The sequence below is a fragment of the Marinibacterium sp. SX1 genome (genome assembly GCF_050389775.1).
Lineage (GTDB): Bacteria > Pseudomonadota > Alphaproteobacteria > Rhodobacterales > Rhodobacteraceae > Marinibacterium.
This window is the reverse complement of record NZ_CP177144.1, coordinates 3061161-3073927: the sequence shown is the minus strand read 5'-3', so window position 1 is coordinate 3073927 and position 12767 is coordinate 3061161. Positions and strand designations below refer to the sequence as shown.

The following is a 12767-nucleotide window of genomic DNA, read 5'->3' as shown; positions in this document are numbered from 1 at the left end:
CCCGGCGACGGGGCGTTTTCAGTATTTCGACGGTACGTAGAGTTCGGGCGGCAGAACCGTGCGCTCGTATTCCTCGTTATGGACCCGGTCGGGCAGCACGACCTCTTCGTGGGGCACCGGCTCGTAGGGGATCAGGCCGAGCAGGTGGTCGATGCAATTGAGCCGGGCGCGCTTCTTGTCGTTGCCGGGCACGATGTACCAGGGCGCCTCGGGGATGTTGGTGCGGGCAAAGGTGTCTTCCTTGGCCTTGGTGTAATCCTCCCAGCGGACGCGGCTTTGCAGGTCCATCGGCGAGAGCTTCCATTGCTTCATCGGATCGTGGATCCGCATGAGGAACCGCAGCTGCTGTTCGGCATCGGTGATCGAGAACCAGTATTTCACCAGCCGGATGCCCGAGCGCACCAGCATGCGTTCGAATTCGGGCACGTCGTTGAAGAATTGCTCGACCTGGTCCTCGTCGGCAAAGCCCATGACCCGCTCGACGCCTGACCGGTTGTACCAGGACCGGTCGAAGAGCACGATTTCCCCGGCGGCCGGCAGATGCGGCACGTAGCGCTGGAAATACCATTGCGATTTCTCGCGGTCGGTCGGGGCGGGCAGGGCGACCACCCGGCAGATGCGCGGGTTGAGGCGCTGGGTGATGCGCTTGATGACGCCGCCCTTGCCGGCGCTGTCGCGGCCTTCGAAGATCACGACGATCTTCTCGCCGCTGTGCTGCACCCAATCCTGCAGCTTGATCAGCTCGGATTGGAGGCGGATCAGCTGTTCGAAGTAATCCTTGCGTTCCAGCGTCGGCGGATGGGCCTCGCGGTAGAGCCGGCGCAGCTCCATCGACAGGGCGGGCTCGGACATCTCGAGCTCGAAATCCTCGTCCAGCGTATCGGCCAGTTCGGCTTCGAGCCAGTCGAGCGCGGGTTCCCTTTTGGCGTCGTCGGGCATGGCCGACCTCCTTCTTGCTAAGCAGCGTGCTTCTAGCAAACCTTTTCCAACAGCATTGTGACTGTTTTGTTCCCGCCCCTCGCGCACGGACCCGGTGCGGGCGGGTCATTTCATTTGCACATGCAGCATATACATGGAGGATGTCACCAACGAAGAAGCGAACAGGTGTTATCATGACTTTGAAGGGTAAGACGGCCATCGTCACGGGGTCCAATTCCGGCATCGGCCTGGGCGTGGCCCGGGAACTGGCCAAGGCCGGGGCGGATGTGGTTCTGAACAGCTTCACCGACCGCGAGGAGGATCACGCGCTGGCCGAGGAAATCGGCAAGGAGTTCGGGGTCACCGCGCGCTATATCAAGGCCGACATGTCCAAGGGCGCGGAGTGCCGGGCGCTGGTCGAACAGGCCGGGCGCTGCGACATCCTGGTCAACAATGCGGGCATCCAGCACGTCGCGGCGATCGATGAATTCCCGGTCGAGAAATGGGATGCAATCATCGCGATCAACCTGACCTCGTCCTTCCACACCACCGCCGCCGCCCTGCCGATGATGCGCAAGGCCGGCTGGGGCCGGGTGATCAACATCGCCTCGGCCCATGGCCTGACGGCCTCGCCCTACAAGTCGGCCTATGTCTCGGCCAAGCATGGCGTGGTGGGCATGACCAAGGTCGTGGCGCTGGAAACCGCGCGCGAGCCGATCACGGCCAATGCGATCTGTCCGGGTTACGTGCTGACCCCGCTGGTCGAGGCGCAGATCCCCGACACGATGAAGGAATACGACATGGGTCGCGAGGAAGTGATCGAGAAGGTGCTGCTGGAGCGCCAGCCGTCGAAGGAATTCGCGACGGTCGAGCAGCTGGGCGGGACATGTGTCTTCCTGGCCTCGGATGCGGCGGCCCAGATCACCGGCACGACGATCAGTGTCGACGGGGGCTGGACGGCCCTGTGATCCGCGCCATCTGATCCGGGTCGGGCGACGGGCGGACATCACCCGCCCGGCCCGGGGGTGGTACCGGAACCCGGGCCGGTTGGCGTGCTGGCCCATCGTGAACCGGGTCCAGAGCAGACTGGGTTGAGGGCAGACGGGGCGCGGTGGAAAGATCTGGGCAAGAGGAAACCGGGGGCCAGCGGCCTCCAGAGGCGGCGAGAGGCGAGACGTGGCAAAGAAAAAGATCAACCTGGCCCTGCAGGGCGGCGGCGCCCACGGGGCCTATACCTGGGGCGTTCTGGACCGGCTTCTGGAAGAAGAAGAGCTTGAGATCGCCGGGATTTCCGGCACCTCGGCGGGGGCGCTGAACGGCGCGGCGCTGAAATCGGGGATCGTGTCGGGCGGGCGCACCGGCGCGCGCGAGAACCTCGATTGGCTCTGGAGCCAGATGGGCGCGATCAACGAGCCCGGGCTGAGCGGCTGGATGGACGGGTTCAGCCCGCGCCGGGTGGCCAATGCCATCGAATTCTCGCCGGCCTACATGATGGGCGAGACCATGTCGCGGCTGATGTCGCCTTATGCCTACGGGCCGTTCTATGCCAATCCGCTGCGCTCTGTGGTGGAATTCTTCGATTACGACAAGGTCTGTTCGCGCAGCGATCCGGCCCTGTTCATCTGCGCGACCAAGGTGCGCGACGGCAAGATCCGGGTGTTTTCCGGCGACGAGATTTCGACGGAGGCGATCCTGGCCTCGGCCTGCCTGCCGACGATCTTCAAGGCGGTCGAGATCGTCGACCCGGTGACCGGCGAAACGGAGGCCTATTGGGACGGCGGCTATACCGGCAACCCGGCGCTGTTCCCGCTGTTCAGCCGCGACCTGCCGCAGGATATCGTGGTGATCAACATCAACCCGCTGGAGCGCAAGGAACTGCCGGTCACCCCGCAGCAGATCCAGAACCGGATCAACGAGATCAGCTTCAATTCCTCGCTGCTGCGCGAGATGCGGGCCATCGCCTTTGTCCAGCGGCTGCTGGACGATGGCACGATGCCCGAAGGGCGGATGCGGCGCATCCACATGCACATGATCGCCGACGACGCGCTGATGAACGAATTGTCGGTGGCGACCAAGCTGGTGCCCACGCCGCCGGTGCTGGCCCAGCTGCACGCGGCGGGGCGGGCCTCGGCCGAGGCGTTCCTGGAGGCGCATTTCGACGATATCGGGCAGCGCAGCAGCGTCGACATGGTCGACATGTTCAGCTGAACCGGGGGCAATGAGGGGGCGCGGGCTCGGCCGCGCCCTGTCAGGCGCGCTCGCGGACGCGTTCCTGGCGCGTGGGCAGGGCCGCGGGATCAAGCAGCGCGTCGCCGTCCTTTTCGGCCGGATAGACCAGCCCGGCCGAGATCACCAGCTTGGCGGCCTCTTCGACGGACATGTCCAGCTCGATGACGTCTTCCTCGGGGAAGTAGAGCAGGAAGCCCGAGGTCGGGTTCGGCGTGGTGGGCACGAAGACGCTCATGATCCGCCCGCCGGTATTGGCCCGGCGGACAATCTCGCCCTTGGCATGGGTCGAGATGAAGCCGATGGCCCAGATCCCCCGGCGCGGATATTCGATCAGCACGGCCTTTTCAAAGGACCGTTCGGTCTGGGCAAAGACGGTTTCCGAGATCTGCTTGATGCCGTTGTAGACCGTGCGCACGATGGGCATGCGATCGACCAGGCCTTCGGCCTGGCGGATCAGTGACCGGCCGATCAAGCCCTTGGCCACCCAGCCGACGATGATGGTGAACAGCAGGAAGATCACCACGCCGACACCGAAGAAATTGATGCCGATCAGGTTCTCCGGCAACAGCCGGTCGGGCACGAAGGGCAGCACGACCTTGTCCACCCAGCTGACCACCGTGAAGATGAGCCAGACGGTCAGGCTGATGGGGGCGATCACCACGATCCCCGTCAGGAACGAGGATCGCAATCTGTAGAATAGCCCGGCCTTGCGGGGCGGTTCCGGTGTGAAGGGCGTTGTCATCTGTGTCCCGTATTGAGCCGGATTAACTTAGGAACGGCCCGGGGCCGCGACAATGGGGCCGGGCCCCCGGGGCTTCATTTACCGGCTTCGCTGCCTATCGCATGGGCAATGCGCGCGGCCAGCCGGGCGTTGTTTTCAACCAGCGCGATATTGGATTCCAGCGACCGGCCGTCGGTGGCCTCGAAGATGGCCTGCAGCAGGAAAGGCGTGACGGCCTTGGCGCTGACGCCCTGCGCATCGGCCCGGGCCTGGGCCTGGGCGATGATCGGGGCCAGGGTCTCGGCGGGGATGGCATCGCCGGCGGGGATCGGGTTGGCGACCAGCTGGCCGCCGGGCAGGCCCATGGCCCCGCGCATCAAGTGAGCCCGAGCAATGGCGGCCGGGTCGTCCATGCGCAGCGGCGCGGCCAGGCCCGACGAAGGCGACCAGAAGGCCGGGAAATCGTCCTGGCCGAAGGCGATGACCGGCACGCCCAGGGTTTCAAGCACTTCCAGCGTCTTGGGCAGGTCGAGAATGGCTTTGGCCCCGGCGGCGACAACGGTCACCGGGCTCTGGCCCAGTTCCTGTAGGTCGGCGGAAATGTCGAAACTGGTCTCGGCGCCCTTGTGCACGCCGCCGATGCCGCCGGTGGCAAAGACCGCGATGCCGGCCAGCCGGGCGGCGATCATCGTGGCAGCCACCGTGGTCGCCCCGGTGCCCCCCGTGGCCAGGCAGGCCGCCAGGTCGGCGCGCGACAGCTTGGCCACGTCCGAGGCATGCCCCAGGGCGTCCAGCTCGGCCGGTTCCAGCCCGACATGCAGCCGGCCGTCCATCACGGCAATGGTCGCCGGGGTCGCCCCGCCGTCGCGGATCAGCGCCTCGACCCCGCGCGCCACCTCAAGGTTGCGCGGCGCGGGCATGCCATGGGTGATGATGGTGCTTTCCAGGGCCACGATGGGCCGGCCCTCGGCACGGGCGGCGGCAACTTCGGCGCTGTAACGGATATCGATCATGTGTCCTGTCCTCCGGAGACATAGGCCGCCGCCGCGTCGAGCGCGAGATGCAACGCCTCGTCCCGGGACGCGCCCCGGGATTCGGCGGCGATATGGGCGGCCATGAAGGTATCGCCCGCGCCGGTGACACGGGTCACCAGCACTTCGGGCGGGGTTTGGGTGATGACGCCGCTGGCAGAGGCATCGCTGGTTGCCCGGCCGCCATCGGTGACCAGCACCCTTGCAGCGCCGCGATCGACCAGGTGGCGGGCGGCCTCGGCCGATCCGGTGAACTGGCGGCCCGACAGCAGCCCGGCCTCTTCGAGGTTGACATAAAGCGTCGCCCGCCCGGCGCCCAGGAAGGGCAGCAGCCGGTCGGCCTTGCCCGGCGAGGCCGGGGCCACGCGCAGGTCGGCCCGGGCAAAGGCCGGGTGGCGCGAGATCTCGTCCAGCAGGGTGACGGTCAGGTTGCCATCCAGCGCGATCGGCCCGTCATAGGGCGTCTCGGCGCTGCCCAGCGGGCCGTCGAGCAGGGGCCGCAGGATGCGCTGGCCGGCGGCTTCGAGCGAATGGGCATCGGCAATGGCCGCGATCAGCCCGTTGGCGCCTTCGACGGCCATGTAGCGGTCGGTCGGCAGATCCTCGGAGCGGTAGAGATGGTCGGTCACCAGCCCCAGCCCCTGGCAGGCCCGGGTCAGCTCCTCGCCCTCGGCATCGCGGCCCACGGCGCTGAGCAGCACCGGGCGCATGCCGAACCGGGCCAGGGTCATGGCGATGTTGAGGGCCACGCCGCCGGGCAGGCGGGTGATGCGGCCGGGCACGTCGGAGCCCTGGCGCATGTGCAGGGCCGACCGGCCGATGACGTCCCACAGGACGGAACCGATGCAAAGGATCTGGGGAGGGGTGTCGCGGGTCATGCTGACCTATTGGCCGGAAAACGCAGCCCCTGCAAGGCCGTCGCCGCACAAGCCGTGCCGGTTCGGCGCCGCCCGGGGCGATTGCATCGCGGCGGCCCGCAGGGGCAGCATCGGGGGACCACCGGCAGAGTATTTGGAGCCGAAGCGGGGCCGCCGCCCATGTGGCACAGGCGCCCGCGCGCTATCCGCCCGTGGCGGGCACGGCAAAGGTCAGCGCGGCCCAGAGCGATTCCCAGACCGCCGGGTGATCATCGGGGGCCGGGCGCAAAACGACGGCATCCAGCAGGTAATCATGGCCCGCCCGCACCGGAATGCGCGCCTCGCCCCGGGCATCGGTGCGCGTCGTGGTGATTGTCACCTGGCCGTCGGGCCCGCGATCAAAGATCTCGACCTGGGCATCGGCGCGCGGCGCGCCGCCATACATCAGCCGCACGGGCAGGCCGTCGGGCAGGGCGTCGGTATAGGGATTGGCCAGGGCCACGAATTCGGTGGCCAGCCCGGCCTCGACATCGCGCCCGGCCCCGTCGCCCACGCCGACCAGCGCCTTGACATGGCGGGTGTAGGTTTCGGCGAAGCCGTCGCGGGGCAGGCCCCGGGCGGTGTGGCGGGCGAGGATGTCGGGGAAATCCTTGTGCTCGGCAAAGGCCGCGAACTTGGCCCATTCGGCATAGGTCAGCCGCTGGGGCGCGGTTTCGTGCACGATCGACCACAGCCCGTCCCCCGGCGCATCTGCGCTGAGCGCGGGAATGTCGCCGGCCCGGCCTTCGACGGCGATGACCTCGTCGCCCCGGATCATGTCGAACCGGGTGATGCGCGGGCCGAAATAGCTGAGCGTGTTGCCCAGGAATTCCTGCCCGTTCTTCAGCTGCGCCACGACCGGCGCGCCGCTGTGCGGAGTGAAATCCTCGGGTTCTATCCAAAACTCGTGGCCGAGCGCCGGCCCGGCTGCCATACAGGCCACGAATCCGAATGCAAGTCGCGGGTGCCCCATGTTGCGAAATCCTTTGTTCCCCAAGTTCAAGCTGTGGTTTGTGCTGAGTTTGTCAATTGCCTTGTCCTGGGGCATGAGCGGGCGGGCGCATGAGGTTGCGCCGACTATTGCCGATTTCACCGTCGATGACGGCACGTTGTCCATGGTCATGCGCCTGAATGCCGAGGCCTTCCTGGCCGGCATCGACCTGGACGGGCTGGGCGATACCGACGACACCGACGAAGGCGCGGCCTATGACGCGCTGCGCCAGCTTGATGCCGAAGGGCTCGAAGCGCGGTTCCTGCCCTTTGCCGCCGATTGGCTGGCCCGGGTCGGGGTCGAGGCCGACGGCCCGGTGACGCTGGAGATCACCGGCTTTGACGCCGGTGAGATGGGCGATCCGCGTTTCGCGCGCAGCTCCGAGCTGGTCGTGGGCGCAACGCTGCCGGACGGGGCGCAGGAGATGGTGCTCAGCTGGCCGGTCGGGGCGGGCACGCTGGTGCTGCGGCAGCTGGGTGTCGAAGATCCCTATACCGGCATCATCGAAGGCGGCGAGAGCAGCCCGCCGATCCCGCTGGACCGCGGTGTGCCGGTGTCGGGCTGGACGGTCTTTGCGCAGTACATCCCGGTGGGGTTCGAACATATCGTGCCGCTCGGGCTCGATCATATCCTCTTCGTGCTGGGCCTGTTCTTCCTGGGCACGGCCTGGCCCACGCTTCTCTGGCAGGTCTCGGCCTTTACCCTGGCCCATACGGTCACGCTGGCCTTTGGCGCGCTGGGGTGGGTGACGGTGCCGCCCAGCATCGTCGAGCCGCTGATCGCCGCCTCGATCACCTATGTCGCGCTGGAAAACATCTTCCTCGGCCATTTGACCCGCTGGCGGCCGCTGGTGATCTTTGGCTTCGGCCTGCTGCACGGGCTGGGCTTTGCCAGCGTCCTGGGTGAATTCGGCCTGCCCGCCGGCCAGTTCTTCCCGGCGCTGATCGGCTTCAATGTGGGCGTCGAATTCGGCCAGCTGGCCGTGATCGCCGTGGCCTTCCTGGCCGTGGGCGCCTGGTTCGGGGAAAAGCCCTGGTACCACGCGCGCATTGCCGTGCCGGCCTCGGCCGTCATCGCCTTGGTCGGCGCGTGGTGGTTCGTCGAGCGGGTGTTCCTCTGAGGAAAACGCCGGGGCGGGCGGCGCTCAGCCGTCCGCCATGGCCGCGCGCAGGGTCCTGAGCGCGGCGACCGGGTCGTCGCTGGACCAAAGCTCGTCCCCGAAGGCGAAGAAATCGGTGAAAGGTGTCAGCAGCCGAACCTCGGCCGCGCCCAGCCCGCCTTCGGCCACGACGGGCAGTTCGATCATCTGCGACCACCATTCGAAGAGATCGCGCTCGGCCAGGGTGCCGTCGCCCAGGGCGCCGCCGCCCACCGGGCCGAAGCTGATGTAATCGGCCCCGGCCTCGCCGGCGACCATGCCGTCATGCTGCGAGCTGCCGCAGAAACTGCCGACGATGCCCTCGATCCCCAGCGCCTTGCGCGCGTCGCGCACGCCACGGGTGCCGGCGCTGAGATGGACGCCGTCCAGGCCCAGCCGCTGGGCCAGCAGCAGGTGGTCGGTGACCACGAGGCAGACATCGCGCTCGTGGCAGACCGGGCGCAGCGCATCGGCGGCGCGGGCGATCTCGTCCTCGTCCCGGGTGGCCAGGGCCAGCCGCACGCAGGCCACGGGGCTGGCATCCAGCAGGCGGGCCAGGTCATCGGGGAAACCGGCCGGGTCCAGCGTGGCCGGGGTGATGAGATAGGTCTGGGGAAGGTCGGTCATGGGGCTCTGATATGGCAATCCGGTGACCTGCCGTTTAACGGATTGCGCGACGGAAGCAAACAAGACCGATGGCCGGGCGCCCGGGCGGCCCTATCTGGACAGGAATTCCCGACCTTGGGCGCCCCGAAAGGCCATTGCCGCCGCGCCGCCCTTGCCCTTCACGCCGCCCGCCACTAAGGCAGTTGCCCGAGCCCATCAGACAGAGACCAGACCAACCCAGCATGCCCTCAGATACGCCCCAGCCCGCCTTCGTGCTCGTCCGCCCGCAGATGGGCGAGAACATCGGTGCGGCCTCGCGCGCCATGTGGAACTTTGGCCTGGACCGGATGCGCCTTGTCGCCCCGCGCGATGGCTGGCCCAACCCGTCGGCCGTGGCCATGTCCAGCGGCGCCGGCCGCTTGCTGGAAGAAGCCCAGGTCCATGACACGACAGCCGAGGCGGTCGGCGATTGTTCCTATGTCTTTGCCACCACCGCCCGCTCGCGCGGGCTGACCAAGCCGGTGGTCTCGCCCGAACGGGCCATGGAGATGGCCGCCGAGAAGATTGCCGCCGGCGAACGGGTGGCCGTGCTCTTCGGGCCGGAACGGGCGGGGCTGGAAAACGACGACATCGCCCGGGCCAATGCCATCATATCGGTGCCGGTGAACCCGGAATTCGCCTCGCTGAACCTGGCCCAATGTGTCCTGCTGACGGCCTATGAATGGCGCCGGGCCAGCAGCCGCATCGATCATGACCGCATCGAGCTAGCCGGGGCCGACTGGGCCACCGGGATCGAGATCGAGAAACTGGCCGAACATTACGAGGACCGTCTCGACGAGGCCGGGTTCTTCTTTCCCGAAACCAAGGCCGAGGGCATGAAGATCGTCCTGCGCAACCTGTGGAGCCGCATGCCGCTGACCCGCTCGGATGTGCAGATGCTGCACGGCATCATGCGGCAGATGGTCCGCTGGAAGACACGGGGCGACTAGCCCCGCTGGACGGCGCGCGCGCCGCGCCATAGGGTCCCGCTCAACTGATCAGAGGCAGAGATGACCGGACAGAGAAAGCTGTTTGAAGAGGTGGGCACGGGCGAAACGGCCCAGCCCAAGGCCGCACCCGGCGGGATCGACCGGGGCAGGGGCGGCGCGCGTGGCGCGGTGCGGGCCTGGCTGGCGGTGCTCTTTGCGCTGGTCGTGATGATGATTGCCGTCGGAGGGCTGACCCGGCTGACCGACAGCGGGCTGTCGATCACCGAATGGGCGCCCATTGCCGGGGCCGTGCCGCCGACTTCGGTCGAGGATTGGCAGGCCGAATTCGAGAAATACCAGCAGATCGACGAGTTCCGCATCCAGAACCAATGGATGGAGCTCGACGATTTCAAGCGCATCTACTGGTGGGAATGGGGCCATCGCCAGCTGGGCCGGGTGATCGGCCTGGTCTGGGTCATCGGCTACCTGGGCCTGCTGGTCACGGGCAAGATCCCCACGGGCTGGAAGGGCCGGCTGATCATCCCGGGTGCCCTGGGCGGGCTGCAGGGCGCGATCGGCTGGTGGATGGTGTCCTCGGGGGTGACCTCGGGCGCGGGCATGCTGGACGTGGCCAGCTATCGGCTGGCCACCCACCTGGGCCTGGCCTTTGTCATCCTGGGCGTCATCGCCTGGTACATCATGAAGCTCGGCCGGCCCGAGCGCGAGCTGATGCAGGCCCACCGGATTTCCGAGCGCAAGCTCTATGGCATGTCGACGGGGTTGTTGCACTTTGCCTTCCTGCAGATCCTGATCGGCGCGCTGGTCGCCGGGATCGACGCCGGCCGGTCCTTTACCGACTGGCCGCTGATGGGAGGGCGGGTCTTTCCGGCCAATTCGCTCTATCTCGAACCGCTCTGGCGCAACCTCTTCGAAAGCCCCGGCCTGGTGCAATTCGTGCACCGGATCACCGGGTACCTCCTGGCGGCCTTTTGTGTCGTCGTCTGGCTGCGCGGCCGGCGCAGCGCCCATCCGCGCACGCGGTTTGCCTTCAACACGGTCATGGCCGTGCTGGCCCTGCAGATCCTGCTGGGCATCATGACCGTTCTTTATGCAGCCCCTGTCGGGCTGGGCCTGGTTCACCAACTGGTGGCCGTGGCATTGTTCGTGGCCATCCTCCGGGCCCGGTTTCTTAGTCTTTATCCCATTGTTACATCCCTTAAGGAGACCCGCGCATGAGTGCTTACGATGACCTGATGGCTTTCACACGTGAGACGGAAGCACTGAAGATGATCTCCATGCGGCTGGGCTGGGACCAGGAGACCATGATGCCCCGGGGCGCGGCCCAGCAGCGCGGCGAGGAAATGGCCGCGATGGAAACCGTGCTGCATGCCCGCCGCTCCGATCCGCGGGTCGGCGACTGGCTGGCCGCGGCGGAACCGGGTGATGCCGTCGGGCGGGCCCAGCTGCGCGAGATCCGGCGCAGCTATGACAGGGCCACCCGCGTGCCGGCCGACCTGGCCCGCGAACTGGCCCGGCTGACCTCGGTGGCCCAGGGCATCTGGGCCGAGGCCCGCGAGGCCCAGGACGTGGCGTCCTTCCTGCCGACCCTGGCCCAGGTGGTGGCGCTGCGCCGGCAGGAGGCCGAGGTGCTGTCCGATGGCGGCGATGCCTATGACGCGCTGGTGCAGGATTACGAACCGGGCAGCTCGGGCGCCGAGATCGCGGCGATCTTCGATGCCATGCGGCCCCGGCTGGTGGCCCTTCGTGCGGCGATCCTGGAAAAACCGCTGCCCCGTGGCCTGGAAGGGCCCTTTGATCCGGCGATCCAGATGGCCGTGTCGGAACAGCTGGCCCGGGCCTTTGGCTATGATTTCAGCCGCGGGCGGATCGACAAGGCCGTGCATCCCTTCAGCTCGGGCAGCGGATCGGACGTGCGGATCACCACGCGGACCAATCCCGACGATCCGTTCAATTGCTTCTATTCGACGATCCACGAGGTCGGCCATGCGTCCTATGAGCTGGCCATCGACCCGGCCTATGCGATGACGCCGCTGGGGCAGGGCGTGTCGATGGGCGTGCATGAAAGCCAGAGCCGGATCTACGAGAACCAGCTGGGCCGGTCGCGGGCCTTTACGGGCTGGATGTACGAACAGGCCAGGGCGGCCTTTGGCCAGCTGGGGCTGGACGGGGCCGAGGCGTTCTATGCGGCGGCCAACCGGGTGCAGAACGGTTATATCCGCACCGAGGCGGACGAGGTGCAATACAACCTGCACATCATGCTGCGCTTCGATCTGGAACGCGCGCTGGTGTCGGGGGACCTGGCCGTGGGCGACCTGGAAGCGGCCTGGAACGACCGGTTTGCCGCCGATTTCGGTTACGCCGTCGACAAGCCGTCGAACGGCATGCTGCAGGATGTGCATTGGTCGGTCGGGCTGTTCGGCTATTTCCCAACCTATGCCCTGGGCAATGTCTATGCCGGCTGCCTGCACGAGGCCCTGCGCCGCGCGGTGCCCGACCTGGATGCCCAGCTGGCGGTTGGCGATACCTCGGGCGCGACGGGATGGCTGCGCGAGAACCTGCAGCGCCACGGCGGGCTTTACACCCCGCGCGAGGTCATCGAACGCGCCAGCGGCGTCGCGCCGTCCGAAGGGCCGTTGCTGTCCTATCTCGAGGCCAAGTTCACCGCGCTCTACGACCTGTGAGACCGGGGCGGCGGGGTAAACCCCGCCCTACGCAGGAGTTTCCATGACCATGTCGCGCGCGGGTGTCATTCCGCGCGCCTTGCTGCTTCTTTCTCTTCTTAAATATCCCAACCCGAACCCACCGCCCTTGGCGTCGGTTGGATAGGGGTATTTCAGCCAAGAAGAAGGCAGGGCGCCGCGCATCGTACCCGGCGTCAGACCAGGGCCATGCGTTCGGCCCTCTCGGGGTCGGGGAAGGGGCGGTAGAGCCCGAAATCGGCCGCCTGGATCTGTTCGTGCACCGTGTGATAGAGCCGCTCGACCTCGTCGTCATGGGAGGCCAGCGTGCGAAAGGCCTGGTCGAGCTGGGTGAGGTCCTCGACCGCGATTTCCAACAGGAAATCCCGGTGCACCGACGAGGCCAGGTTGAGCTTGCGCCGGTAGAGTTGCCAGCCGGCAATGACACCCTTGTCCTGCAGGTGCGTCATCCAGGCCTCGAGCGCCATGGCGAAATTCAGCGCCTTGGCCTCGTTCTTCAGGTCGATCAGGCAGGTGTAAAGGTTCATCATGCGGCCCTCCGTTCGGGGC

The 12767-nt window shown here is 67.2% G+C and carries 13 protein-coding genes; 6 read left to right on the top strand and 7 right to left on the bottom strand.

Features of this window, described 5'->3' with window-relative positions; all coding sequences use genetic code 11:
- Positions 1–18: 18 nt before the first annotated feature.
- A complete protein-coding gene (gene ppk2, locus ACK3BB_RS13890) occupies positions 19–939 on the bottom strand; it encodes a polyphosphate kinase 2 (RefSeq protein ID WP_428925240.1) in 921 nt (306 codons plus the stop codon).
- A gap of 173 nt (positions 940–1112) precedes the next feature.
- Here ppk2 and ACK3BB_RS13885 point away from each other — a divergent pair, with 173 nt between their 5' ends.
- Together ACK3BB_RS13885 and ACK3BB_RS13880 are read left to right on the top strand one after the other, a co-directional pair.
- Positions 1113–1886: a 3-hydroxybutyrate dehydrogenase gene (locus tag ACK3BB_RS13885; RefSeq protein WP_428925239.1), complete on the top strand. Its 774-nt coding sequence runs from the start codon at positions 1113–1115 to the stop codon at positions 1884–1886.
- A gap of 208 nt (positions 1887–2094) precedes the next feature.
- Positions 2095–3126, top strand: a complete 1032-nt coding sequence (locus ACK3BB_RS13880; RefSeq protein WP_428925238.1) for a patatin-like phospholipase family protein — start codon at positions 2095–2097, stop codon at positions 3124–3126.
- Positions 3127–3166: 40 nt separating this feature from the next.
- On the opposite strand, the gene ACK3BB_RS13875 is transcribed toward ACK3BB_RS13880, so the two are convergent.
- From ACK3BB_RS13875 to ACK3BB_RS13860, 4 genes are all read right to left on the bottom strand, one after another.
- The gene (locus tag ACK3BB_RS13875) at positions 3167–3889 is read right to left on the bottom strand and encodes a DUF502 domain-containing protein (RefSeq protein WP_428925237.1); all 723 of its coding nucleotides are present in this window, start codon (positions 3887–3889) and stop codon (positions 3167–3169) included.
- Between the two features lie 74 nt (positions 3890–3963).
- Positions 3964–4881 carry a pseudouridine-5'-phosphate glycosidase gene (locus ACK3BB_RS13870; RefSeq protein ID WP_428925236.1) on the bottom strand — a complete coding sequence of 306 codons (918 nt, stop codon included), beginning with the start codon at positions 4879–4881 and terminating at the stop codon, positions 3964–3966.
- Positions 4878–5777: a PfkB family carbohydrate kinase gene (locus ACK3BB_RS13865; protein WP_428925235.1), complete on the bottom strand. Its 900-nt coding sequence runs from the start codon at positions 5775–5777 to the stop codon at positions 4878–4880. The genes ACK3BB_RS13870 and ACK3BB_RS13865 overlap by 4 nt, the downstream gene beginning before the upstream one ends.
- A gap of 181 nt (positions 5778–5958) precedes the next feature.
- Entirely contained in the window at positions 5959–6729 is a 771-nt protein-coding gene (locus tag ACK3BB_RS13860; protein WP_428928739.1) for a DUF4198 domain-containing protein, read from the bottom strand.
- 112 nt (positions 6730–6841) lie between these two features.
- Here ACK3BB_RS13860 and ACK3BB_RS13855 point away from each other — a divergent pair, with 112 nt between their 5' ends.
- Positions 6842–7906: a HupE/UreJ family protein gene (locus ACK3BB_RS13855; RefSeq protein ID WP_428925234.1), complete on the top strand. Its 1065-nt coding sequence runs from the start codon at positions 6842–6844 to the stop codon at positions 7904–7906.
- 24 nt (positions 7907–7930) lie between these two features.
- On the opposite strand, the gene ACK3BB_RS13850 is transcribed toward ACK3BB_RS13855, so the two are convergent.
- Positions 7931–8551, bottom strand: a complete 621-nt coding sequence (locus ACK3BB_RS13850) for a thiamine phosphate synthase (RefSeq protein WP_428925233.1) — start codon at positions 8549–8551, stop codon at positions 7931–7933.
- Positions 8552–8772: 221 nt separating this feature from the next.
- Between ACK3BB_RS13850 and ACK3BB_RS13845 the strand changes: the two genes are divergently transcribed.
- The 3 genes from ACK3BB_RS13845 to ACK3BB_RS13835 are packed head-to-tail and all read left to right on the top strand — an operon-like array spanning position 8773 to position 12200.
- Entirely contained in the window at positions 8773–9519 is a 747-nt protein-coding gene (locus tag ACK3BB_RS13845; RefSeq protein ID WP_428925232.1) for an RNA methyltransferase, read from the top strand.
- A gap of 60 nt (positions 9520–9579) precedes the next feature.
- A complete protein-coding gene (gene ctaA / locus ACK3BB_RS13840; RefSeq protein ID WP_428925231.1) occupies positions 9580–10734 on the top strand; it encodes a heme A synthase in 1155 nt (384 codons plus the stop codon).
- Positions 10731–12200: a carboxypeptidase M32 gene (locus ACK3BB_RS13835; protein ID WP_428925230.1), complete on the top strand. Its 1470-nt coding sequence runs from the start codon at positions 10731–10733 to the stop codon at positions 12198–12200. The genes ctaA and ACK3BB_RS13835 overlap by 4 nt, the downstream gene beginning before the upstream one ends.
- Before the next feature lie 194 nt (positions 12201–12394).
- On the opposite strand, the gene ACK3BB_RS13830 is transcribed toward ACK3BB_RS13835, so the two are convergent.
- The gene (locus tag ACK3BB_RS13830; RefSeq protein ID WP_428928738.1) at positions 12395–12745 is read right to left on the bottom strand and encodes a DUF6614 family protein; all 351 of its coding nucleotides are present in this window, start codon (positions 12743–12745) and stop codon (positions 12395–12397) included.
- Positions 12746–12767: the final 22 nt, after the last annotated feature.